18 protein-coding genes, 1 tRNA gene and 2 pseudogenes are annotated in these 25,022 nt (G+C 60.7%); 16 read left to right on the top strand and 5 right to left on the bottom strand.

The features are described 5' to 3' along the window. Positions 1-3 precede the first annotated feature (3 nt). The 3 genes from P1M51_RS15830 to P1M51_RS15820 all read left to right on the top strand — a co-directional run bounded on the left by P1M51_RS15830 (position 4) and on the right by P1M51_RS15820 (position 1,536). The gene (locus P1M51_RS15830; RefSeq protein ID WP_276246133.1) at positions 4-465 is read left to right on the top strand and encodes a universal stress protein; all 462 of its coding nucleotides are present in this window, start codon (positions 4-6) and stop codon (positions 463-465) included. A 1-nt stretch (position 466) separates the two neighbouring features. Continuing rightward, a complete protein-coding gene (locus tag P1M51_RS15825) occupies positions 467-709 on the top strand; it encodes a hypothetical protein (protein ID WP_276248451.1) in 243 nt (80 codons plus the stop codon). A gap of 116 nt (positions 710-825) precedes the next feature. Next, a complete protein-coding gene (locus P1M51_RS15820) occupies positions 826-1,536 on the top strand; it encodes a competence/damage-inducible protein A (RefSeq protein WP_276246132.1) in 711 nt (236 codons plus the stop codon). On the opposite strand, the gene P1M51_RS15815 is transcribed toward P1M51_RS15820, so the two are convergent. Then, complete coding sequence (locus tag P1M51_RS15815; protein ID WP_276246131.1) at positions 1,537-2,736, bottom strand: CBS domain-containing protein; 1,200 nt, start codon at positions 2,734-2,736, stop codon at positions 1,537-1,539. Positions 2,737-2,864: 128 nt separating this feature from the next. Between P1M51_RS15815 and P1M51_RS15810 the strand changes: the two genes are divergently transcribed. The 5 genes from P1M51_RS15810 to P1M51_RS15790 all read left to right on the top strand — a co-directional run bounded on the left by P1M51_RS15810 (position 2,865) and on the right by P1M51_RS15790 (position 8,655). Beyond that, positions 2,865-3,239, top strand: a complete 375-nt coding sequence (locus P1M51_RS15810) for a cupin domain-containing protein (protein ID WP_276246130.1) — start codon at positions 2,865-2,867, stop codon at positions 3,237-3,239. A 38-nt stretch (positions 3,240-3,277) separates the two neighbouring features. Beyond that, on the top strand, positions 3,278-5,332 hold the full coding sequence (locus P1M51_RS15805; protein ID WP_276246129.1) for a DEAD/DEAH box helicase: 2,055 nt from the start codon (positions 3,278-3,280) through the stop codon (positions 5,330-5,332). Positions 5,333-5,372: 40 nt separating this feature from the next. Next, positions 5,373-7,184 carry an SLC13 family permease gene (locus P1M51_RS15800; protein ID WP_276274695.1) on the top strand — a complete coding sequence of 604 codons (1,812 nt, stop codon included), beginning with the start codon at positions 5,373-5,375 and terminating at the stop codon, positions 7,182-7,184. A gap of 66 nt (positions 7,185-7,250) precedes the next feature. Then, positions 7,251-7,323, top strand: a tRNA-Pro gene (locus tag P1M51_RS15795). A 252-nt stretch (positions 7,324-7,575) separates the two neighbouring features. Continuing rightward, a complete protein-coding gene (locus tag P1M51_RS15790; protein ID WP_276246127.1) occupies positions 7,576-8,655 on the top strand; it encodes a phosphotransferase family protein in 1,080 nt (359 codons plus the stop codon). Positions 8,656-8,658: 3 nt separating this feature from the next. Here the strand turns inward: P1M51_RS15790 and P1M51_RS15785 are convergent, their stop codons facing one another. Beyond that, complete coding sequence (locus tag P1M51_RS15785; RefSeq protein WP_276246126.1) at positions 8,659-9,195, bottom strand: GNAT family N-acetyltransferase; 537 nt, start codon at positions 9,193-9,195, stop codon at positions 8,659-8,661. Positions 9,196-9,315: 120 nt separating this feature from the next. Between P1M51_RS15785 and P1M51_RS15780 the strand changes: the two genes are divergently transcribed. The 3 genes and pseudogenes from P1M51_RS15780 (at position 9,316) to P1M51_RS15770 (ending at position 17,115) form a co-directional block, all read left to right on the top strand. Then, positions 9,316-16,131: an LAGLIDADG family homing endonuclease gene (locus tag P1M51_RS15780; protein WP_276274694.1), complete on the top strand. Its 6,816-nt coding sequence runs from the start codon at positions 9,316-9,318 to the stop codon at positions 16,129-16,131. Beyond that, positions 16,132-16,412 (top strand): annotated as a pseudogene (locus P1M51_RS15775) (hypothetical protein). 76 nt (positions 16,413-16,488) lie between these two features. After that, positions 16,489-17,115, top strand: a complete 627-nt coding sequence (locus P1M51_RS15770) for a hypothetical protein (protein ID WP_276274693.1) — start codon at positions 16,489-16,491, stop codon at positions 17,113-17,115. A gap of 168 nt (positions 17,116-17,283) precedes the next feature. Here the strand turns inward: P1M51_RS15770 and P1M51_RS15765 are convergent. The 3 genes and pseudogenes from P1M51_RS15765 to P1M51_RS15755 all read right to left on the bottom strand — a co-directional run. Beyond that, positions 17,284-17,595 (bottom strand): annotated as a pseudogene (locus tag P1M51_RS15765) (zinc ribbon domain-containing protein); the annotation flags it as partial. Between the two features lie 47 nt (positions 17,596-17,642). Next, the gene (locus P1M51_RS15760) at positions 17,643-18,392 is read right to left on the bottom strand and encodes an AAA family ATPase (RefSeq protein WP_276274692.1); all 750 of its coding nucleotides are present in this window, start codon (positions 18,390-18,392) and stop codon (positions 17,643-17,645) included. Between the two features lie 43 nt (positions 18,393-18,435). After that, positions 18,436-18,864 carry an HIT family protein gene (locus tag P1M51_RS15755; protein ID WP_276246122.1) on the bottom strand — a complete coding sequence of 143 codons (429 nt, stop codon included), beginning with the start codon at positions 18,862-18,864 and terminating at the stop codon, positions 18,436-18,438. A 215-nt stretch (positions 18,865-19,079) separates the two neighbouring features. On the opposite strand from P1M51_RS15755, the gene P1M51_RS15750 reads away from it, so the two are divergent. Genes P1M51_RS15750 through P1M51_RS15730 form a run of 5 tightly spaced genes read left to right on the top strand, consistent with a single transcriptional unit; the run spans position 19,080 to position 24,987 of the window. After that, positions 19,080-20,342, top strand: coding sequence for an ABC transporter substrate-binding protein (locus P1M51_RS15750; RefSeq protein ID WP_276246121.1), 1,263 nt, complete (start codon positions 19,080-19,082; stop codon positions 20,340-20,342). 2 nt (positions 20,343-20,344) lie between these two features. Continuing rightward, the gene (locus P1M51_RS15745) at positions 20,345-21,196 is read left to right on the top strand and encodes an ABC transporter ATP-binding protein (protein ID WP_276246120.1); all 852 of its coding nucleotides are present in this window, start codon (positions 20,345-20,347) and stop codon (positions 21,194-21,196) included. Positions 21,197-21,209: 13 nt separating this feature from the next. Beyond that, positions 21,210-22,025: an ABC transporter ATP-binding protein gene (locus P1M51_RS15740; RefSeq protein WP_276246119.1), complete on the top strand. Its 816-nt coding sequence runs from the start codon at positions 21,210-21,212 to the stop codon at positions 22,023-22,025. Next, the gene (locus P1M51_RS15735) at positions 22,025-24,052 is read left to right on the top strand and encodes an AMP-binding protein (RefSeq protein ID WP_276246118.1); all 2,028 of its coding nucleotides are present in this window, start codon (positions 22,025-22,027) and stop codon (positions 24,050-24,052) included. The genes P1M51_RS15740 and P1M51_RS15735 overlap by 1 nt, the downstream gene beginning before the upstream one ends. Beyond that, positions 24,052-24,987, top strand: a complete 936-nt coding sequence (locus P1M51_RS15730; protein ID WP_276246117.1) for a branched-chain amino acid ABC transporter permease — start codon at positions 24,052-24,054, stop codon at positions 24,985-24,987. Before P1M51_RS15735 ends, P1M51_RS15730 begins: the two co-directional genes overlap by 1 nt. Positions 24,988-25,022: the final 35 nt, after the last annotated feature.

Raw genomic sequence — 25,022 nt, 5'->3', positions numbered from 1 at the left:
TCCATGTACCAAGACATCCTCATTCCGACCGACGGAAGCGACACGGCGAGCGTCGCCATCGACCACGCTGTCGACCTCGCCGCGACGTACGGAGCGAAACTGCACGCCCTGTACGTCGTCGACATCGACGCGGTGAACTTCGGCCTCGGCACCGAGCAGGTAGACCGCATCACGCAGGGTAACTTCGGCGAGATGACCGAGTTACAGGAGAAGGCAGACGCGGCGACCGGTGCGGTAGCGGCTGCGGCCGCCTCCCGCGACGTGCAGGTGCACGAAGAAGTGCGCGTCGGGGCACCGCACGAGGTCATCGCAGACTACGCAGACGACGCGGGAGCCGACCTCGTCGTGATGGGCAGCCACGGCCGGTCGGGCGTCAAGCGAGCGCTCCTCGGGAGCGTCACCGAGCGCGTCCTCCGGACGACCCACCGGCCGGTGCTCGTCGTGGACGAACGAGGTGGCACCTGAGATGGGCGACGACGGGATTGCAACCGACGGCGGACTCGTCGCGACCGTCCGGAACCACGTCCGCGAACACCGCGACGGGATGGTCGTCGACCTCGTGTTCGCGATTGGCTGGGTCACCGGCGTGACCATCCTGTTCGACGTCGTGCAGGGACCAGAATGGGCCTACCAGCTCTGCCTGCTCTGTGGCGTCGTCGCCTACTTTGGCTTCTTCGCCTCGCTGTCGGTGGCGAACGACGGCCAGTAGGCCGGTTTCTCCACACGCAGGTTTCTCGAACCATCATTATTCTCCACTGGAAGCGAAGGGGTCTATCGTGCACGTTTCACGCAATCGCTTAACCCACTCCAGCCACGAGAGCACCCATGCACGTTGCGCTGTTGACCGTCGGCGACGAACTGCTCGCTGGCGATATCGATAACACGAACGCGTCGTGGCTGGCGCGGCAGTTGGGCGACCGGGGCGTCTCGGTCGTGCGAATTCTCGTGGTTCCCGACGACGAGGAAGTCATCGCAGACCACGTCCGGGCCTACAGCACCGAGTTCGACGCCGTCGTCGTGACCGGCGGCCTTGGCGGCACGCCAGATGATGTGACGATGGCAGCCGTCGCCCGCGCTTTCGACCGGGAGTTGGTGGTGAACGACGCGGCGCTCGTCGCCGTCGAGGAGCGACTCGCCGAGGTGGCAGACCGTTATCCTGACCTCGAAATCGATGCCGAGGCGGAAGCCTCTATTCCCGAGGGGGCGCGGGTGCTCGTCAACGACGCGGGCCTCTCGCCGGGGTGTGTCGCGAACAACGTCTACGCCCTCCCCGGAATCCCCTCGGAGATGAAGGCCATGTTCGAACAGGTGGCAGACGAATTTTCGGGCGCGATGCAGACGCGGACGCTCTACACGCCGACGCCGGAGGGGCAGTTGCTCGGCGTACTCGGTGCGGTGCGAGAACGGTTCGACGTGGAAATCGGCTGCTATCCGAACCGCGAACAGCGGCGCAATCGGCTGAAACTCAGAAGCGAGGACGCGGCGGCACTCGACGCCGCAGAAACGTGGTTGCGCGACGAAATCGAGACGGTCTGATTACTGAGAAGGGTCGTCGAACGGCTTCGTCGGTGGGTCGACCGCCGGGCGGCCCGGGCGTACCTGCGTCGGCCCGCTCGACTGGATGATGTCGAAGGCGGTCATAAGGTCCGTCCGCGAGATGAGGCCGAGGAATCCGCCGAATTCGTCGACGACGAGCAGGCGACCGATGCCGTTCTGTTGCATGCGCTGGAGGGCATCGAGCGCGTTGCTCTCTGGGGAAATCGTGTGGAGTTCGTCGCTCATCACGTCGGAGACGGTGTAGGCGTCGCGTTCGACTTCCTTCACTTCGCGGGCGTCGCCGAGAGTCACGAGGCCGACGAGTTCGCCGTTTCGCATGACCGGGTAGCCGGTGTGGCGCTCTGCGAACATCCGCCGGAGCAGTTCCGTGACCGAGTTGTCCGGACTCACCGAATCGACCTGGTCTTCTGGCGTCATGATGTCGCGGACGCGAACGCCCTCGAAGGCGGCCTTCATCGTCATCTGCTGGCTCTCTGAGGAGGCTCCAATGTAGATGAAGAAAGCGATGGCGACCATGAAGATGCCACCGCCGCCGAACAGGCCGATGAGCGCGAGGAAGATGGCGAACGCTTTGCCCACTTCCGCGGCGATACGGGTGGCCTGGGCGTAGGGGCGATTCCGGGCGAGCAGGGCGCGAAGCACGCGGCCACCGTCCATCGGGAAGCCCGGCAGGAGGTTGAACGCCGCGAGCGCGAAGTTGGTGAGCGCCAGGTAGCCAATCACGAACTTGATGGGGTCACTGAAGCCGGGAATCGAGATGAGCACGAGGTAGAAGATGATTCCCTGCGCGATGCTGACGATGGGGCCGGCGATGGCGATGAGGAGTTCCTGCTTCCAGTTTTCGGGCATCTCGGTGAGCTGGGCCACCCCGCCGAGCAGCCAGAGTTTGATGGAGGCGATGGGGTAGCCAAACCGCATCGAGACCAGCGAGTGGCCAAGTTCGTGGAGGACGACGCCGACAAACAGGCCAACGGCGCTGACCGCGCCGAGAATGAGCGGTCGCTGGCTGCCGTTCAGATTCGCCGGGTCGATACCCGTCCCCCAGAGGTCGTTCAACGTCCCCGCCCACAGCCCGACCTGCGTTCCGATGAGCCAGGCGAACACTGGCAGGACCAACAGAAATGTCAGGTCGAGTTTGATCGGGATGCCAAAGAGCCGCCCGATCTGGAAACTACGCATGCCCCATGGTAAGCGCGCAATCGCCTTAAGAGCGCGTGCTCTGTCAGAAAGCTACACGTTTCAGTCGGGATATGTGCTGGTGGGGCGACGTGACCAAATCTTAACCCGACGCGCTGGGTAGAGGACGTATGACCGAAACGCCAGTACCCCTCGTGCGTCGCGCCGCAGACATCGAGTACGAACCCGTCGGCGCGGCCGAGGGAATGCAAAAAGGCGTCCTCCTGAGCGAGGACCAAGGGGCTCCGCATTTCGCCATCCGACGATTCGTCCTCGACCCCGGTGCGTCCGTCCCGAAACACACGAACGAAGTCGAACACGAACAGTACGTCCTCGCCGGAGAGTACACCGTCGGCATCGGCGACGAGGAGTACACCGTCTCCGCGGGCGACTCACTACTGATTCCCGCGGGCGTGGTCCACTGGTACCTAAACGAGAGCGACGAAGAGGGGTCGTTCCTCTGTGCGGTTCCGAACGGTGACAACGCTATCGAACTCGTCGAGTAGCGAGCGGCCTAAGTACCCCGGCCCGCGTATTCGCGAACGTGTCACAGCAGCTCGCCCGGGTCGACACGCTGTTCCTCCACGAGGTTGGCGACTACTACCTCGTATCCGTCATGCGGGACGGAGAGCGGGTCTTTCGCGCCCGGCTCGAACTCAAAGAGACGAACGCCGGTCCGCGACCCGCCCGCTTTCGGGTGATTCGCGGGTCGAGCGAGGAGCCACGCAGTCCCGACCAGTTCGTCGAGATCGCCCGGCGAGCCACGCGTATCCGCATCTCAGAGCAGACCTCCCAGCACGCAGCAGAAGAACTCCGAGAGATGCTCGCCGGCTACCAACTCGAAGCCACTCGCGTGCGCACCTGTCGGATTTGTGCTGGTGAAGGACGGTACTCGCCGCTCACGAGCAAGACGGCCATCGAAACCGACCGCGAGCACATCTGTACCGACTGTGCGAAACGCGAACTCGAACGGGAACTCTCTTTCCAGGGCGACCTGACCGCGACGGCGGTCGAACGCCTCGAAGAACTCCTGCTTTCGGTCCAGAACTTAGAGCGCATCACGAACCTGCTCAAGGGGAACTTAGACCCCGACCTGACGAAATTCGACGAGATTTCGGCCACCGTCGAGGACGTCAACCCGGTCAAGACGGACGAACTCAAGATGCACCCAGGCATCAAGGACCTCCTCGCAGACCGGTTCGATACCTTGCTCCCCGTCCAGAGCCTCTCGGTCAGAAATGGGCTGCTCGACGGCAACGACCAACTCGTCGTGAGCGCGACGGCGACGGGCAAGACGCTCATCGGGGAGATGGCCGGCATCAACAACCACCTGAACAACAAGGGGAAGATGCTGTTTCTCGTGCCCCTCGTCGCCCTCGCGAACCAGAAACACGAGGACTTCAAGAAACGCTACGGCCACCTCGGCAAAGTCACGATTCGAGTCGGCGCGAGCCGAGTCCAGGACAACGGCAACCGCTTCGACCCGAACGCTGACGTAATTGTGGGAACCTACGAGGGGATTGACCACGCGCTGCGGACGGGCAAGGACCTCGGTGACATCGGCACCGTCGTCATCGACGAGGTGCACATGCTCGAAGACGAGGGGCGAGGCCACCGCCTCGACGGCCTCATCGCCCGGCTGAAACACTACTGCGAGCAGCGCGCAAAACGCAAGCAGTCGTACAAGGGGGCGCAGTGGATTTACCTCTCTGCAACCGTCGGCAACCCGAAGTGGCTGGCAAAACGGCTGGAAGCCACGCTCATCGAGTTCGAAGAGCGGCCCGTGCCAATCGAGCGCCACGTCACGTTCGCCTCGGGGGCCGAGAAGCCGCGCATCGAAAACAAACTCGTCAAACGTGCCTTCGACACCAAGTCCTCGAAGGGCTACCGAGGGCAGACGATTATTTTCACGAACTCCCGCCGGCGCTGTCACGAGATTTCGCGAAAACTCGAGTACAACGCCGCGCCGTACCACGCCGGCCTCGACTACAAGCGGCGGAAAAAGGTCGAAAGGATGTTCGCAGAGCAGGAACTGGCGGCAGTCGTCACGACAGCCGCACTGGCCGCTGGGGTCGACTTTCCGGCTTCGCAGGTCATCTTCGACTCGCTCGCGATGGGTATCGAGTGGCTCTCCGTCCAGGAGTTCCACCAGATGCTCGGGCGTGCGGGCCGCCCCGACTACCACGACAAGGGTGTCGTCTACCTGCTCGTCGAGCCGGACGGGTCCTACCACGGCAGTATGGAGCGCTCTGAGGACGAGGTGGCCTTCACCCTGCTCAAAGACGAGATGGAATCGGTGCGGACGCCGTACGACGAGGACGCCGCCATCGAGGAGACGCTCGCGAACCTCGTCGTTGCGGGGAAGGGCGCAAAGCGCCTGAATGACCGGATGCTCGGCGATTTCTCGACGAAACACGCAATCGGAAAACTCCTCCAGTACGAGTTCATCGACGGGTTCGAACCGACACCCCTCGGGCGGGCGGTGACGCGTCACTTCCTCTCGCCGCCCGAGGCGTTCGCCATGTTAGACGGCATTCGGAAGGGCCTCGACCCGTACGAAATCGTGGCGAACATTGAGTTGCGCGACGAGGAATCCTGACGACCGCACTCTTTTTGGCAGTTGCAAAATACATACTGCTGTGGTAGTAACAGCGCTTGACCCAGGAGCCCTGGTGGTTTTCGCCATCATCCTCGTAGCGCTGTTCCTCTTTGCAACCGAACCCGTCCCAGTCGATATCACCGCCATCGGCATCATGGTCGCGCTGATGGTGTTCGGGCCGCTGACCGGCATCACACCCGAAGACGGCATCTCCGGGTTCGCCAGTCCGGCGACGGTGACCGTCCTCGCGATGTTCATTCTGAGCTACGGCATTCAGCGAACCGGCGTGGTCCAGATGCTCGGGACGTGGGTGGGGCGATATACACGCGAAAGCGAGAGCAGACAGTTATTCGCGACGATGGGCATCGTCGGCCCCATCTCGGGGTTCATCAACAACACGGCAGCTGTGGCGATTCTCCTGCCGATGGTGACCGACCTCGCGCACAAGGGACGTACCTCGCCGTCGAAACTCCTGATTCCCCTCTCCTACGCCTCGATGTTCGGCGGGATGCTGACGCTCATCGGAACCTCGACCAGCATCCTCGCGTCTGACCTCTCGGGGCGACTGCTCGGGCGGTCGTTTACGATGTTCGAGTTCACGCAACTCGGGGCCATCGTGACCGTGGTCGGCATCATCTACCTGCTCGTCGTCGGCCGGTTCCTCCTCCCAGAGCGTATCAAGCCGGAAGAGGACCTGACTGAGGAGTATCAGATGGCCGAGTACCTGACCGAAGTGGTCGTCCGCAAGGATTCGCCCATCATCGGCCAGACCGTCCAGGAAGCGCTCAAGGAGACGGACTTCGACGTGGACCTGATTCAACTGATTCGCAACGATGCGGTCTTCCTCGAACCACTCGGCCCGAAGACGATTCAGGCGGGGGACATTTTCGCGGTGCGTACCGACCGCCGGACGCTCGTCCAACTTCTCGACGCGGAGGGCCTCGACCTGCTTCCCGAAGTCAAGGTCACCGACGAGGAACTGGAGAAGATGGGCGAAGGGCGCAACCTGGTCGAGATGGTCGTCGCCCCCTCTTCTGCGCTCGTCGGGCAGTCGCTCTCGACGGCGAACTTCCGCCAGCGCTACGACGCCACCGTCCTCGCGGTGCGTCGTGGTGGGGAACTCATCCGCCAGCGGATGGACAACTCCCCGCTTCGGGCGGGTGACACGCTGCTCGTGCAGGCGACCACCGAAAGCATCAACCGCCTCAGCCGGAATCGAAACTTCATCATCGCCCAGGAAGTCGAACGCCCTGACTATCGTGAGTCGAAGATTCCAATCGCCGTCGGCATCGTCGTCGGCGTCGTCGCGCTCGCCGCGCTCAACGTCGTGCCCATCGTCGTCTCCGCACTCGGCGGGGCGATTGCCATGGTCGCAACCGGCTGTCTCCGCCCACCAGAGGTGTACGAAGCCGTCCAGTGGGACGTCATCTTCCTGCTCGCGGGCGTGATTCCCCTCGGCATCGCGATGGAGCGCACGGGCGCAGCAGAGTTCCTCGCCAACCTCATCGTGATGTCTGCGGACGTGTTGCCAGCAATCGGCGTGCTCGGCGTGTTCTACATCGGAACGGCTCTGCTCACGAACATCATCAGCAACAACGCGAGCGTGGTGCTCATGATTCCGGTGGCGATTCAGGCCGCCGCCGACATCGACGCGAACGCCTTCTCGTTCGTCCTCGCGGTGACGTTCGCCGCCTCGACGGCGTTCATGACGCCCGTTGGCTACCAGACCAACCTGTTCGTCTACGGGCCGGGTGGCTACAAATTCATGGACTTTGTGAAGGTAGGCACGCCGCTGCAACTGGTGTTCGCCGTCGTGACGACAGTGGGCATTTACATGATTTGGGGCGTGTAGGTCGGTAGCAAACCGACAGACGCGGAACGAAACCCTTTACAACTGCTGCCGATAAGCCAGTAATGCGGGACCATGGGGTAGCTTGGTATCCTTCAGCGTTTGGGACGCTGTGACCCTGGTTCAAATCCGGGTGGTCCCATAATTCTCTCGCGAGCAAATTGGCGAGCGAGAGCCTTCTGACGAGCCGCGGATTTGAACAAAGGAGCGACAGCGACTGGGGTTCAAATCCGGGTGGTCCCATTTCTGTGCGACGAACGCACGTGAGGAGGCAGAAATGGACAGCAACCAGTTTGAGCAGAGAGCAACTCGCAACGTTGCGACCGAGTTCAAATCCGGGTGGTTCCGTACCCATCACCACAAAACTTCTACACGTTCAATCAGAAGTGAGCGTATGACGACGGCGACGGGCAACGATTCTGCGGAAATTTCCGACGCGGCAGTGCAGGAGATGGTCGAGAACCTCAAGTCGGACTGGGAGGCCGAATCGGTCGAACGAAGCCCCCACGGCACGGATTTCGTCGCGAAACTCGACGTGAAAACGTCCTTCGAGCGACGAGTGGTCGTACTCAAGGCGACGACGGCTGATTTCGTGGACCCCGTCATTGCACGGGCAGAACCGCGACTGCTCGCGTTGGTCGGACTGAAGACGACCATTCCCGTCCCGGAGGTTTTCGGCTACTGTGACGACCACGAGCGGTTTCCCGCGCCGTTCTATCTGATGGAATACGTCGAGGGGGAGAATTTCGAAGGCGAGGCGAGCCAACTCTCCTTCGATGCCCGGACGCAGATTCTCCGAGAGGCGGGTCAAAATCTCGCGGAACTCCACGAGCTCGGCCCGCTCGATGGCGCGGGGAAAGTCGGGGTTCGGGATGAGGAACTGGCCGTCCTGGATACTGACGAACACCCTCGCTACGACGATTTGCGCGAAAAGGTGCTGGCGGACAGTGAGGGAACGCTCGACAGCTTAGCCGAGGGCGGTTTCTTCCCGGACCTCGCGGAGAAACCCGAGCGGTTCGCCGACCTCGTGCCGGGCGTACGGGAGTATCTCCGGGACGCGATTCCCGCGCTGTCGGAACCCGAAGCACCGACCTACTGCCACTGGGACTACCGCCTTGGGAACCTGCTCGTCGATCCGGAGACGGGCGCGACGAAGGCGGTTCTCGACTGGGCGAATCTGTCTGCGGCAGAGCCGGCGTACAACCTCGCACAGACGGAATTCTACCTGCTGCATCCGGAGGAAGACGGACCGGAGCAGACGGCAACCCTCCGCGAGACCTTCAGGACGGCCTACACCGAGGCGCGAAGTGGGTGGGCGTTCGACGAGGCGACCCGAGAGCGAATGGCAGTCTACAGCCTCACCACTCGGCTGGGCGCGATGGCCTGCCTCCCGCTGTGGTATCAGGATGCGTCAAGCGAGGAGCGAGACGAGCGGGCCGCGGAGCACCGGACGTTCGTCGAGCGGTATCTCTAAAGATCAGCCCTGGCGCGCTCGCCACTCGTCTTCGAGCACCCCATACAGCAGTAAATCGATGTACTCGTGGTCGATGAAGCCGCCATCGCGGAGCAGGCCTTCCTGCCTGAACCCGAGCTTTTCGAGGACGCGCTTTGACCCCTCGTTGAAGTCGTAGACGTAAGCGATGATTTTGTGGAGGCGTCGGTGGCCGAATCCGTAGTCGGTGATGAGCGAAACGGCCTCGGTGGCGTAGCCGTTGCCCCACTCGTCGGGAGCGATCCAGTAGCCGAGTTGGCCCGACCCGTGAACCGTATCGAAATCCGTGAGGCTGACGAAGCCAACGGGGTCGCCGTCCGCGCAAATCAGGAGTTTGGCGTCGTCGCCTTTGCTCCACGATTCGTACCACTGCTCTTCCTGAAGTTCGTTCACTGGGTTCGCTTTGGCGAGCGAGTGCCAGACGCGGGGGTCGTTCGCGTGTCGCTGGATGAACGGCAGGTCGTCGCGGGCGACGGTATGCAGGGAGACGTTCTCACCGGGAAGAAAGACGGGGCCGGGCATCAGCGAATCACTGAGTGAGGCGATGTCGGCTTCCTATTTAGGGGTTCGCCCGGGTGGCATTCACTTTCAGTCTGCCCTTTGCCAAACTACTTAGCCGATGGTGGATTACATTTTCCTTGAATGGCGCACGCGGAAAACGCAGAGCTAATCGAGCGATTCGAAGAGTTCTACCGGAACTACTACCGCGACGCAATCGGGGAACTCGCCCAGAAGTACCCAAACGAACAGCGGTCGCTGTACATCGATTATCAGGATCTCTATCGGTTCGACCCGGACCTCGCAGACGACTACAAGTCCCAACCCGGGCAACTCCAACAGTACGCAGAGGAGGCGCTGCGGATGTACGACCTGCCGGTCGACGTCGGCCTAGGCCGGGCGCACGTCCGGGTCAAGAACCTGCCGGAGGCGACGGACATCCGGAAGATTCGGGCACGACACCGCGGCCGACTCATCGCGGTGCAGGGCATCGTCCGCAAGGCCACCGACGTTCGACCGAAGATTCAGGAAGCCGCCTTCGAATGCCTGCGCTGTGGCACGCTGACCTTCATCCAGCAGGCCGGCGGCGACTTCCAGGAACCCCACGAGTGTCAGGGCTGTGAACGACAGGGGCCGTTTCGCATCAACTTCGACCAGTCTGAGTTCATCGACGCCCAGAAGCTCCGGGTCCAAGAGAGCCCCGAGGGACTTCGCGGCGGGGAGACACCTCAGAGCATCGACATCCACATCGAAGACGACATCACGGGCAAGGTGACCGCCGGTGACCACGTCCGCGTGACGGGCGTCCTCCACCTCGAACAACAGGGCAACAACCAGGAGAAGTCCCCGATGTTCGACGTGTTCATGGAGGGCAGTTCCATCGTCGTCGAGGACGAGCAGTTCGAGGAGATGGACATCACCGAGGAGGACAAAAAGGACATCATCGAACTCTCCCAGGAACCCGACATTTACGACAAGATGGTGGGGTCGATTGCACCCTCCATCTTCGGGTACGAACAGGAGAAGTTAGCGATGATTCTCCAGTTGTTCTCTGGCGTGACCAAACACCTCCCCGACGGGTCGCGGATTCGTGGCGACCTGCACATGCTCCTCATCGGTGACCCAGGGACCGGGAAGTGCGTCAAAGGCGATACAAAAGTCACGCTCGCAGACGGCACAGAGGTAACGATTCGAGAGCTGGTCGAGTCAAATCTCACGGATCCGAAACCAATTGACGACGGTGTGTACCAAGCGGTTGATTTCCCAGTCCCTTCGGTCGATTTAGACGGAACCCTGACGCAAAAGCGAGCCACGAAAGTCTGGAAGCGCGAAGCACCTGATCGGATGTATCGCATCCAAACCGCGAGCGGAAGCGAGATAGAGGTGACTCCGTCCCACCCATTGTTTGTGCAGTCGGATGGCAGATTCTCGGCTCGCAAGGCAGAAACGCTCTCCGAAGGGCAATTTATCGCGACACCTCGGCACATACCAACCACGTGGGACGATACACTTTCCGTCGACTATCGACGGTCGAGAGCGAACAATGCCGTTCGTCTGTCCCTCCCAGAAACCTGGACGCCGTCACTTGCGCGGCTCATTGGCTACATCATCGCAGAGGGTCACGTGTACCGAAATGACGAGCACAGCGGCTCGGTCACCATCACGAACAACGACCGCGAGATTCTCGACGACGTCGCCGACGGGTTCGAGCGATTAGGACTGACGTGGTCTGAACGCGAAGGACGCCCAGATGAACAGGCGCGAGAAGTTGTCTGTTCAGCTAGTGAGTTTGTAAGCTTCCTCGAAAATCTGGAGCCTGCCATCCTCAACCGATCTGCAGAACAGCACGTTCCACAGGCGCTGTTCAGCACAAGTCCGGAAGTGAAAGCAGCGTTCCTGAAAGCCTATGTTGAGGCCGAAGGCCACGTTTCAACCACGCAGCGAGAGATTACGGTCAGTTCGATGAGTCGTAAGCTGTTAGAGGGCGTGAAGTCGTTGCTCGCGTCGATCGGTATTGGCGCTCACTTGAAACCACGACACAACGAGAGTTTCCGGCTCCGAATCAGTGGTTCGGACTTCAGTGAGTATGTTGAACAAGTTGGATTCGTAACCGAGCGAAAAACCGTTGCATCACAGGCATTTGCCGACGTACCAGAGAATACCAACGTCGATGTGATTCCGGATATTGGAGAGCAGCTACAGGAGATACGTACCGCATTAGCACTGTCACAGTTCGACTGCGGTGTTCCTCGGTCAACCTACCAGCACTACGAACGCGGTGACAGAAACCCCTCCCGTGAGGCGCTCCGGTCAGTCATTACGGCGTTCGAAAGCCGATTAGATGAACTCTACGCGCTCAAGCAGAATCTCCAACCGGAATGGGAGAGCCTCAAAACAGCACGCACCGATCTGAACATCTCACAGCAGGCAATTGCTGACGACGTTGGCGTTTCACAGCGGACAGTGAGCCTTCACGAGCGAAACGAAGTCATCGCAGACGGCGGCTATGTGTCCGGAGCGCGTGCAGTGATAAACGAGCGAATTGAAGACGGAATAGCAGTCGCTGATGAGATACACGCGCTCAAGCAACTTGTCGAGGGAGACATCCGGTGGGAACAAATCGAGTCCATCGAAATTGCTGAACCAGATTATGAATGGGTGTACGACCTGGAAATTGAGGGGACTCACAACTACCTGACGAACAACATTGTGTCGCACAACTCCGCGATGCTCCAGTACATTCGAAACATCGCACCGCGGTCGGTCTACACCTCGGGCAAGGGTTCGTCCTCTGCGGGTCTCTGTGTGACTGGTGACACGCGAATCCACACCGAAAACGGATTCCAGGAGATTCGGAATCTTGCGATTGACGAACACCCTGAACCGGTGACAGAAGAGACGAGCGCACTGAAAGCTATTGGTTTACAAACGTTCGACCGCAGAACCGGTGTGGTAGATGAACGCGCTTCATCGCACGTCTGGCGGATGCCAGAAAAGCCCTGCAGACGCATCGAAACCGCCCACGGAAAGTCGCTTACTGCATCCGAGAACACGCCACTCTTGACGTGCGGCGAACACGGTATGGAGTGGGTCAAGATTTCAGATATTGGGCCGGGAGATTACGTCGCGATTCCAAAGTACAGGGACTTCGAGCGAACCGAGATCCCGGTTCGGAAACTCCTCGAACTCACCACCGAGAAAGTGAAGTTGACCGACGAATCAGTTGAGACGATTCGTGCGGCCCTCTGCACAGAGTTTGGCCACCTTCGTGGAGCAGCGACAACACTGGGCCTCTCAGAGGACTTCATCTATGACTCCCTCAGAAACCGACACGTCCCTCTTTCAAAACTCGACACGATGCTCGATGCGGTTGGGATGACTCGTGAAGATATCACATTCGATCGCCTCATGATTCGACATGGTGACAGCATCACCGTGCCAAAAACGTTCGACGAGGAACTCATGTATCTTCTTGGACTCGTCTTTGGCGACGGTGATATCTCTCTGGACCGCCGGCGCGGGAATCGGGGATTAATTCGGCTCTCTAATAGCGATGAGGAGGTACTAAAGCGGGCAGCAACTATCTTCGCCGAGAAGTTCGATAAGCACCCAAGCATCGAACGACAGGAAGGCCGTGTTTCGTGTATAAGGGTTAACAGCGCAACGATTGCACGCCTTTTCGCCAATGCTGGGATGGAGACGCCAAAAGCCAACCTCGAACTGGCACCTGAGCTCACGACAGCAGAGCACGCCAACGCATTCCTTCGAGGACTGATGGACGCGGACGGAGCCGTCTCAGTCCGTGAAAACGGTGGGTCCAGTATCCTTCTCTCAACGATCAGCGAAGGGTTGGCCGAACAGGTTCAGCTGATGCTAGAGACCTATGGCGTCCGCGCACGACGACGGGAACGCGATCGACGTGGAACGTATACGTTAGCCGATGGCCAGACTATTGAGTCCAAGCACGTGCAGCATTTCGTCGAGATATACGGTTCGAATATCGACCGCTACGCCGCGACCATCGGTTTCGAGGTCACACCAAAGCAAGCGTCGCTCGAAAAGATCACCAACGGCGCGACAAGACGCGGAGAGACGATTCCAGTGGGGTCGGCACTCGTCGCTACTGACGGCGCTGGTGGTGCGTACCACACCAACGTGACACGCGGGGACAATCCAGGCCGTGAGCGCGCCAGAGCGATACTCGAAGACGTTGACCTCGGACACGCAGAACCCCTTGTCCGCGAAGTCGTTGACGCCAGTCTCTGCTGGGACCGCGTCGTCGAAGCGGCAGATGTAGGTACGAAAGAAGTGTTTGACCTCACAGTTCCTGAAACGCACAACTTCATCGGGAACGGTGTGGTGACGCACAACACCGCCGCTGCGGTGCGCGACGACTTCGGTGACGGCCAGCAGTGGACGCTCGAAGCAGGTGCGCTCGTCCTCGCAGACAAAGGAATTGCTGCAGTGGACGAACTCGATAAGATGCGATCGGAAGACCGCTCTGCGATGCACGAAGCGCTGGAACAGCAGTCATATCACCCAAATTCAGAGATTTTGCTTGCTGATGGACGACGCGTGAAAATCGGCGAGTTTGTTGATTCCAAGATGGCAGCCAATCCAGATGCAGTCGTCGATGGAATTAACTGTGAGATTATTTCGGTCGACGATACGCAAGTCCATTCTGTTGATTTCGAGTCGAATAAGACGACGAAACACCCTGTTGACCGAGTCAGCCGCCACGAGGCACCCGACGAGTTCGTGAGAGTGCGGTTTTCGAACGGACGAGAGGTGATGGTTACGCCGGAACATCCAATGTTCGTCGCAGGAAGTGACGTTGAGACGGTCGAAGCGCAAGACATTTCGGCCGGTGATTTCGTCCCAGCACCACGAAAACTCCCAAACTCTGCGGCTGGTGTCACGCTAGTTGACGAGCCAGTACAGGGGAATGAGAAAGATGTACGACTTCCCGAGTCACTTACGCCAGACCTCGCGGAGCTTCTTGGACTCCTTGTTGCCGAGGGGCACTCGTATGCTGGCTCCAGCCACGAAATCGGATTCTCAAATCAGGATCAACGATTACTCGAACGGGCAGCGACACTCGCACGAAGCACGTTTGCGATCGAAAGTACCGACGCAGTGAATGCCGCAGGAACAGTGACAAAGCGGTGGGTTTCAACCAAACTGTACCGGTGGTTTGAGGCGAACTTCCCCGAGTTCATGCACACGGCCCGCGACAAGCGAATTCCAGCGAAGGTGCTCGGAGCGTCAGAGGAACACATTCGCCGGTTCCTGGTCGGTGTATTCGCCGGTGACGGTGGGGTCGAAAGTGAAGCCATGTCATTTTCGACGGCGTCAGAAGGGCTCGCAGAAGACTACGCGGATGCGCTTGCGAAGATAGGCGTTGGCTCCCGTATCCACCACGATATCGCCGAAAATTCGTGGAAAGTGTACGTGATGGGCGATTCAATCCGGCAATTCGTCGATGCGGTAGTCGAACCAACAGACGACCGATACGACGATGCTGTCGCGTTTGCAGACCGAAGCGACGCCACTCCGAGACACCATGACGTCTTGCCAACAGACGTGGCACGAGAGATTCGCAGCCTTCGGAAACTCGTCGGTCTCAATCTCACCGGGAAGTTCCGTCCGACGCTCGATGAAGGATTCGGCATTCGGGTGGAAACCGTGCAGGAGGAGATTGCAGAGATTCGCGATCGCGTAAAAGTGGTCGAACAAGAACTCGAAAACGCAACTACTCTCGCTACGATTCGGACGACAATCAACTGGTCCGGCCGTCAACTCGCCGAACGATTGGACGGCGTGACGACGAGCACTGTTCACTACGCAGAGGCGGGTGGCTATGACGAGCAAACGCGTGAACAACTGACGAACCGTGCACACGCAACTGTGCAACAAGCTCTCGAAGAAGCTGAACAGCGAATTTGCGAACTAGAAGCGGGATGTGAACTCCGGTACTATCGTGTCACGGATGTAGAGGTCGTTCCGAACGCCGGTGAGTACGAAACAGCGTGGGTGTACGACGTGACTGTTGAGCCAACCAATACGTTCGTCAGTCAGGGAGTTGTGCTCCACAACTCAATTTCGGTTTCCAAGGCAGGCATCAACGCGACGCTCAAATCGCGGTGTTCGCTGCTCGGTGCGGCGAACCCGAAGTACGGCCGGTTCGACCCGTACGAGCCAATCGGGGAGCAAATCGAACTCGAACCGGCGCTCATCTCCCGGTTCGACCTCATCTTCACGGTGACGGACAAGCCGGACGCGGAGAAGGACACAGAACTCGCAGAGCACATCCTGCGGACGAACTACGCAGGCGAGTTGCACACCCACCGCACGCACACGAACTCCTCTAACTTCACCGAACAGCAGGTAAACGAGGTGACCGAGGAGGTGGCGCCCGTCATCGACGCCGAGTTGCTCCGCAAGTACATCGCGTTCTCCAAACGCACGTGTTATCCGACGATGAGTGACGAGGCCAAACAGGCCATCCGTGACTTCTACGTGGACCTGCGGTCGAAGGGTGCAGACGAGGACGCCCCGGTTCCCGTGACCGCCCGTAAACTCGAGGGGCTCGTCCGGCTCTCTGAGGCGAGCGCGCGGGTTCGCCTCTCTGACACCGTCGAAACAGAGGACGCAGAGCGGGTCATCGAACTCGTCCGGTCGTGTCTCCAGGACATCGGGGTCGACCCGGAGACCGGGCAGTTCGACGCCGACGTGGTCGAGACGGGCCGCTCGAAGACCCAGCGCGACCGCGTGAAGAACATCAAGAACCTCATCAAGGAAATCGAAGACGAATACGAGGACGGTGCGCCAATCGACGTGGTGTTAGACCGGGCGGAGGAAATCGGGATGGACCACTCGAAGGCCGAACACGAAATCGAGAAGCTCAAACAGAAAGGCGAGGTGTACGAACCGCGCACCGACCACCTTCGGACGACGTAGATGGACCGGATTTCTGCCCTGCGGAACATTGAGGACGCGCTGGCTACCTTTGAGCAGGGTGAGACGGACCTCGCGAGCATGGAGCGGCGCGTTCGCGGCGTCCTCCAGACCTACGCGACCGAGTTCGCGGATGATGCGCTCGCCCCTATCACGCGAGCGGCGACGGCACGGTAGACGGCCTCATCGTCGTGGCAACCTCCCGAAAGGAAGCGCGACAGCAAATCGTCGAGCTGCACGGAAATCCGGCTTCGTTTACCGTCGAGCCCGTTGATCCTGCATGATATGAATCAGAAATAAAGACTCTCTGAATCACCACAACGATTTTATCTGTTCCCGCGTATGGTAGAGTGAACGAGTGTGAGCCAAAAGGATACACGGGGAAACTCACTCCACGACGATCTGGTGACGGCGACGAGCACGCTGCTGTGCGCACCGCCCATGGAACCGGCGGCAGACGACGCGTGCATGGAGCTATTGACGCCGCAGAACCCGGCAGAGACGAACGTCCTCTGGGTTGCCTATTCTCGCTCACCCGATAGCTGCCTCACCCAGTGGCACCGCCATGGGGCGGGACGACCAAACGATCTCGCCATCATCAACGTCGGCGACAGCGTCCGTTCGGCCGCGGCGGCAAGTACGGCCGGCGAGAACCCACAGGGCCCGATACAGACAGTGGCGAGCGCCGGCGACCTCACCGGCCTCGGCATCAAAATCAGCGAAGTGCTCACGCGGTGGGCCGACCAGGACGCCCAAATCGTCGTCTGCTTCGATTCGCTCACGACGCTCCTACAGTACGTAGACCCGGAGAAGGCATACGAATTCTTACACGTGCTCACGGGTCGGTTGTTCGCCGCGGACGCCATCGCCCACTTCCACATCAATCCGGGGGCACACGACGACCAGACGCTCTCGATGATTCGCTCACTGTTCGACGGGGACGTGTCGCTCACCGAAGACGGCGAGCGAACCGTCCGCACCCGGTAGCCTGACGATAAATTTAACACTAATCATTTCTGAAACGAGTAGCGTGCTACTCGTCGTGACCTACTCGACTGTAGCCCGCCAGACATTGCGAAACATCTGTCGAGCGCACGGTCAACAACCCCGACCTCAAGGGTCGGGGCTTGTCAGTGAACTCCCGCTCTACCGCACTTAGGCGGAGGCGTTGAAATCGCCGTTAGCGTTCACCGTTCCTGACTTCAAGGCCAGTTGACTGGTGACCCGTCCAGAACCAGACTTGAGCCAGTTTTGGACAAGTCGCCACGCCACATTCCGCGCAGCGTTCTGACTTCCTCCCACGACTGAAGTCGTGGGCTTTCTCCTCGAACCACTGTAATCCGCGTGCAACTCCTTCCCGCACTTCAGACACTTGAACTCGTCACCATTCCGATTGTCCTCGTGAGTAAACCCACACTCACCGTGACTACACCGCTGTGACGTGTACTGCGGGGCAACGGTTTCGACTAACGTGAGTGCCTCGCCGAGACGATGAGCGACGGCGACGAGTTCTTCTAGCGCGACCGGGTGTACTTTTTGAGGAAGCCCGGTTCCTCGAAGTCGAGGCCGAGGTTGGTGTCGAAAATGCCCTCGGTGACGGCAGCGACGGCCGGGGCGAACGTGCCAGTCGTTGCGGTCGCACACGTCGGTGTTTCGACCTCCTGGTCTTCGCAGACGGGCACCGCAAGGTCGGTTTCGCTCGCGAACAGGGAGCCATCGGCACGGTTCGCGATGAGGTGATCGTCGGTCGCGCCCACGTCCTGCAGGCGGCCGCGAATGGTTGGGACGGCGTCGAGGCCTCGCTGGGTGGCGGGGGCGACGAGCGCGACGGCGTCCGCGGCGGTGGCGGCGGCGACGGCCTGATTCGCGGCCAGCGGCGGCGTATCGGCGATGACGACGTCGAACCCCCGAGTCAGGTCGCCGATGGTGTCGGCGAGGCGTTCTGCGGCGGCCGCGGATTTCGCCCGGGCGAGTTGCTCGAAGGTGGCGTGTGCGGGTGCCACCGCGAGGCGACCGGACAGGTCGAGCGGGAGGTCGCTGAGGGCTTCCTGAACGGTCGCCTCACCCGAGACGACGTCCGTGATGTCGGTTTCGAGCGCCCCGCCGACGAATCTCGAGAGGCCCTGCGTGGCGTAGGCGGCATCGACGAGCGCGACGTCACGGCCTGCTCGGGCGAGTGTCGCCCCGAGTTCGGCTGTGAGTCGCGTCGTTCCAGCCCCGCCGGTGACGCCGGCGAGGGCGAGCGACTGTGGCTTCGTATCCATATTTTGAACTATTCAGGCTATCGTACAAAAAAGGCGGGGAGGCTCAGTCGGCGTTTGCCCGAATGTCCGCCGCGATGTCGTCGAACTCGTCGTCGGTCAGGTCGGGCATCGTTCTGACGATGGAGTGGATAGCACCGCCGCCGTCGCCTTCGAAGCGCGGAACGATGTGGGCGTGGACGTGCTGGACTTCCTGACCGGCGGCCGTACCGTTGTTGATACCGATGTTCGACCCGTCTGCGGAGACGGCCGATTCCACGGCGGGCGTGAGTCGGTAGAGCGTGGTGAACACCGCCTCGCCGACGTCTTCGGGGAGATCTGCGACCGTCTGGTGGTGGGATTTCGGGATGACTAGCGTGTGACCGCGCGTGAGCGGGTTCACGTCGAGGAACGCCAGCACTTGGTCGTCCTCGTAGACGGTTCGACTCGGAATTTCACCATCAATAATCTTACAGAAAATGCAATCGTCGTCCATCGTAGAGTGTGTCGCGCGGCGCTTTGAAGAAAGTTTCCCGTGGACGCACACCGGCGTGCAACTAACGAATCACGAGATTTCCGTAGCCAAATTGTAAATCCGTCAATCAGTTTGGCAGAATTTAAAATCCACGGAACTGGAAGGGGTTGGATGACCGAAATGTATAAAACAACACATTCCAACATTCTTCAGGAGTAATAATGATGAATGGTCACATGAGACAGACTACCGACCCACAAGACCAATCTGACAGCTATCAGACCCGACGACGGTTCATGCAGGCCGCAGCGGCGGCCGGCCTTGTCACCGTCGCCGGTTGTACGGGTGGCAACGGTGGTGGCGACGGCGGCGCGAACGCACTCACCATTCCCGGCCTCTACGACCAGAGTGGGGCGACCTCAGACGTGGGCCGTCCGACGGCACTCGGGTCCCGCGACGCCTTCAAATGGATAAACGAGGAAGGATTGCTCGAACAGCAAATCAACCACAACGGGGTGGACTACGCCTACGACGTGGCACAGGCCCAACAGAATTACGACGAGTTTACCTCTGGAGACCTGCCGCCAATCATCATTGGCTGGGGGACCGCCGACACGGAGGCCCTGTCCCAACGAGTCGCCCGCGACGAAATCGTCTACATTTCTGCATCGTACTCGGCGAATCTGCTCACGGAGGAAGCGCCGTACAACTTCTTCGGTAACCTCGACTACACGAGTCAGGCCCGCGCCCACCTCAAGTGGATTGCGGACAACGATCCAGGCAAGATCGCCTTCATCTTCTCGAACAACCCGTTCGGGAAGGCTCCCGTCGAGGGCGGGAAGGCCTACGCCGAGGAACTCGGCCTCGAAGTTGGCGACGACATCGACCTGCCGCTCACTGCCAACTCCGCGACGAGCCAGCTGCGCAAGGCGAGAGACGACAGCATCGACTACCTCATCCACCAGAACACGGCCGCGCCGATGCAGGTGTTGCTGAAGGACCGACAGGACGTCTACCCCGAGGTCAACGTCATGGGGCTGACCTACACCGTAGACGAACTGCGCGTCCAGGAATCCCCGGAGACCTTCGAGGGCGTGCGCTACGTGAGTGGGTTCAAAACGTTCGGCGAGGTCATGGAGGGAAGCGGCGACGGCAAGGCTGCCATCGAAGCCTCCTTCGAGCGCGAGGGTCGTGACATGAACGACCCGAGCGTGGCGAACCTGAACTACGTCCGCGGGGTCATCCACGCGATGCTTGCGCTCAAGGGCATCCAAGAGGCAAACAACCTCGACTTAGACCCCTCGGCGGGTGCGAACATTCGCGAAGGACTGTTCGAAACCCAAGACTGGGACGTGTTCGGCCTCGCAGAACCGTTCAGCTACGAAGAGGCTGACCGCCGCCCGACCATGACGGGCCGCATCTACCAGGTCGAAGGTGGCGAGATGAAGTTCGACTCGAAGGCAGAACTCCCCCGCCGCGACGACTGGATCGGGCTCTAATCATGACCCAGAGCGAGTCACAGACGACTGAATCGGGAGTGGGCGACCAGCCAGAAACCCCACCGGTTGTCGAACTCGACAACGCAGAAATCGTCTACGACCGCCACTTCCTCGCAGTACAGGGAGTGTCGATGGCGGCCAACGAGGGCGATATCATCGCCCTGCTCGGCCCCAACGGCGCGGGCAAAAGTACCATCCTCAAGATGATTTCCGGCATCGGCCGGACCGAACGCGGCGAGGTGTCTCGCGGTCGCATCTACTTCGACGGCGAGGACGTCACCAACTTCGGGACGAACGAGATGGTCTCTCGCGGCGTGACCCACATTCTCGAAGGCAGACGGTCGTTTCGCGACCTGACGGTCGAGGAGAACCTCCGGTGTGGCCTCTACCGACAGGGCCGTCGCCTCAACTTCAGCGAGGAGGACTACGAACTCGCGTTCTCCTACTTCCCGCAACTCAACGATATCATGAATCTGAAGGCGGGGTACGCCTCCGGCGGCGAACAGCAGATGCTCGTCATCGCACGCGCCCTGCTCCACCGGCCGCGGCTCTTGTTGCTCGACGAACCGTCGCTCGGTCTCGCGCCGAAACTGGTGCGCGACATCTTCGAGACACTCGTCGAAATCAACCACAAGGAGGATATCACGATGATTATCGCAGACCAGAACGCCAAACGCACACTCGACATCGCAGACTACGGCTACGTCATGGAAAACGGGCAAATCGAACTCCACGACCCCGCGGACAAGCTCAAGAATCGCGAGGAAATCAAGGAGTTCTACCTCGGAACGAGTCGTGAAGAAGGGCGCTACACCGACATTCGCCACTACAAGATCCGCAAACGGTGGACCTGATGAGAGGTGAACTGTGAGCCAATCGACCTTCGACGTGCGGGGCGAGCCGCCGGTTCCACCGGAGGAAGCCGCCCTCGGCTGTAAGAACATCACCAAAACCTTCGGCGCGGTGACGGCCGTCGACGACGTTTCGATTTCCATCCAAAAAGGCGAGTGGGTCTCCATCGTCGGCCCGAACGGGGCTGGCAAAACGAGCCTGCTCAACGTCATCAACGGCTTTTACGAACCCGACCCCGGCGGCCAGGTGTTCCTCGGCGGGCAGGACGTGACGACCATGAAGTCCCACCAGCGGGCGCGAAACGGTCTCGGGCGCACCTTCCAGGGTCTCGAACTGTTCGAGAGCGAGGACGTTATCGAGAACATCATCACGGTCAAGTCCATCAGCCGTCGCCCGAACCTGCTGGAGGCGATGTTGTTCTACTGGGGTGGCAGAGACATAGAGGAGAAAAATATGCGAGAGGTCGAGGAGATAATCGACTATCTCGAACTCTGGGAGTACCGCCATAGCCCGATTTCGAGCCTCCCGCTCGGGATTCGCCGCCGTGTCGACCTCGCGCGGGCGCTCGCGCTCGACCCCGACGTCATCCTTCTGGACGAAGCCATGAGCGGTCTCACGTTCGAGGAAAAGTACGACATGGTGCGGTTCCTGACCGACCTCTACGAGGAGCGAGGCCTGACCGTCGTTATGATCGAACACGACCTCGAAGTCGTCACGGACGTCTCAGACCGAATGATCGTCTTACAAGAGGGCGCGGTTATCGCCCGTGGGCCACCCGAGGCAGTTACCGCGGACCCACTCGTCGCGGAAGTGTACACGGGGGTCGACTGATGGCCCAGGACGAGATGGCAACCGGCGTGACCGTAGACCGCGTGGCGAACGCCCCCGAGGGCGACATCGACATCGTTTCCGACCGGTCGCTGCCCGAGATTCTGATAGACCACGTCGCGAAACACGGCGACGACGTCGCACTTCGCTGGAAGCAGTTCGGCATCTGGCAAGAGTTCACCTGGACGGCCTACTACGACCGCGTCCGGTGGTTCGCCCTCGGCCTGGAGGAGTACGGATTCGGCGACGGTGACGTACTGTTCACGATTGGCTACAACCGCCCCCACCAGCTGTGGGCGTGGCTCGGCGCGATGTCCCTCGGCGGGATGGCCGCGCCGAACTACCAGGACATGCTGCCCGAAGAAATCGGGAAGCAACTCGAACTCCTTTCCCCGCGCATCGTCTTCGCGGAGGACCAGGAGATGGTGGACAAGGTGCTCTCCGTCGCGGACGACGCCCCAGGCTTAGAGACCATCATCTACCGCGACGAACGCGGGATGTTCCGCTACGAGCAGGACGACCCACAAATCGTCAGCTACGCCGACGTGGAGGCACGTGGCCGCGAACGACTGGAGAGCGGCGAGGTCGATGGGGACTACCTCGAAGAGCGAATTCGCGCCGTGAACCCACAGTCGCCGGCGATGCTCTCGCCAACGAGTGGAACGACGGGCACGCCAAAGCGGGTGCAACTGTCGCACTTCAACTTCGTCAACCTCGCGAACGCGGCCATCGAAATCGACCCGCTTCCGAAGGAATCGGACTACTTCTCGTACCTGCCGATGGCGTGGGTCGGCGAGCAGATGATTCTCATCGCCGCCGCGTTCGTCGGCGGCTGGACGGCGAACTTCCCCGAACAGCCCGATACCGAGCGCGAAGACCTGCGAGAAATCGGCCCGGAAATCATCTTCTCCTCGCCGCGCACCTACGAGGCGTGGGTCGCGGACATCAAGGCGAAAATCGAGAACACGACCCGCCTCAAGCGGTGGTCCTACGAGAAGGCGATGGACTGGGGTCGGGCCTACGCCGAGTACGTCACCGGCGAGAAGGCAGACCAGGACCCACCCGCGACGCTGCGGGCGAAAAACTGGCTCGCCTACTGGCTGGTCTACCGCCCGATTCTCGACAAAATCGGGCTGAAGCGCGCGAAGAACGTCTACACCGGCGGCGGCCCGCTCGGCGAAGAACACTTCCAGTACTACCACGCCCTCGGGGTGCGCCTCAAGCAAATCTGGGGCCAGTCCGAGGTCTGTGGGTTCGTGACGATGCACCGCGACGGCGACATCCAACCCGACACCGTCGGGCAGGTGTTCCCGAACGTGGAAGTAGGCCTCACGCCGGGTGGCGAACTCGTGGTTCGCGGCCCCGTGGTCACCTCCGGCTACTACAACCAGCCCGAGAAGACGGCTTCGGCCATCGAGGACGGCTGGCTCCACACCGACGACTTCGGCGACATCACCGAGGACGGTCACGTGAAGGTGTTCGACCGGATGGACGACGTGCTCGAACTCGCCGACGGAACGGCAATCGCACCCATCAGCGTCGAGACGAAGCTGAAATTCAACCCGTACATCAAGGAGGCGATGGTCGTCGGCGACAGCCGCGACTACCTCGCTGCGGTGCTCAACATCCGCTACGACAACGTCGCGGAGTGGGCAGACCAGCGCGACATCCAGTACACCGGCTATCGCGACCTGACCCAGAAACCCGAGGTGCTCGACCTCATCACCGAGGTGGTCGAAGAGACCAACGAACGCCTCGAAGGCAACGAGATTCGAAAGTTCATCGTCCTGTTCAAGGAGTTCGACCCCGACGACGGCGAACTCACGCGGACGGGGAAGATTCGCCGCAAAGTCGTCGGCGAACGCTACGCCTCGCTCGTCGAGGACATCTACAGCGACAAAGAAGCATGCGAAATCGACATCACCATCACGTATCAGGACGGCCGCGAGACGCGCGAACACGGCGAAATGGCGATTATCGACCTCGAATCACCCGGCGAAGCCGTCGCCACCGACGGAGGTGAAAATTGATGGTTGACGCTGGCAACCTCTTCGCGACCATCGTCGCGGGCATCGGTATCGGCGCAATCTACGCGCTCATCGCGATGGGGTTTTCGCTCATCTACAAGGTGACCGGCGTGCTCAACTTCGCCCAGGGGCAGTTGGCGCTCGTCGGCGCGTACTTCGTCGCTATCTTCGCCGCGCCGAGCATCGTCTGGTTCGTCCCATCGGGGTCGGTGGCCGGACTTGGCGGCATTGGCGCGCTAGTGGCGACCATTCTGGTCGGCATCTTGCTCGGCATCCTGTTAGAACGCGCCATCTTCCGCTTTTTCATCGGCGAACCCGTGCTGTCGGTCATCATCGTCACCCTCGCGCTGGGTGGCATCTTCAGCGGGTTCATCCGCTTCCTCGTCGGGCCGAACTTCCGGGCGTATCCCGCCTCGATTCTACCCGACTGGAACGTTCCGCTCCCGCTCGGCGCGGAGATAAGCGGACCGTTCGCCATCGGCGTCGTGCTCTCGCTGGCCGTCGTCATCGCGCTCATGCTGTTCTTCCGTTACACCGTCACGGGGTCGATTCTCCGGGCGGCGGCGTCAGACCAGCAGGCCGCGATGGCCCTCGGCGTCTCCATCGAGCGCACCATCATCATCGCGTGGACGCTGTCGATTGCCATCACCGCAATCGGCGGCATCCTGCTCGCGATGGCCAACGGTGGGGCCGGGTTCAACATCGAAACCACCGGCATCATCATCTTCGTCGCCGTCGTGTTCGGCGGGTTGGACAGCGTGCCGGGAGCGTTCATCGGCGCAATCGTCGTTGGCCTCCTCCAGGAGCTGGGGACGTTCTACGTCGAGCCAATCGTGGGGCCGGGCTTTGGCCCCGTCCTGCCGCTCATCTTCCTGCTGTTCATCATCGTCGTGTTACCCTACGGCCTGTTCGGCACCGAACGCATCGAGAGGATTTGACCATGTTCTGCACTTCACTCAACCGGTCGCTCGTT

This window comes from Haladaptatus sp. QDMS2, from assembly GCF_029338295.1.
GTDB lineage: Archaea > Halobacteriota > Halobacteria > Halobacteriales > Halococcaceae > QDMS2.
Note: the sequence above shows the minus strand (reverse complement) of the source record. Positions and strands in the feature narration are given on the sequence as shown.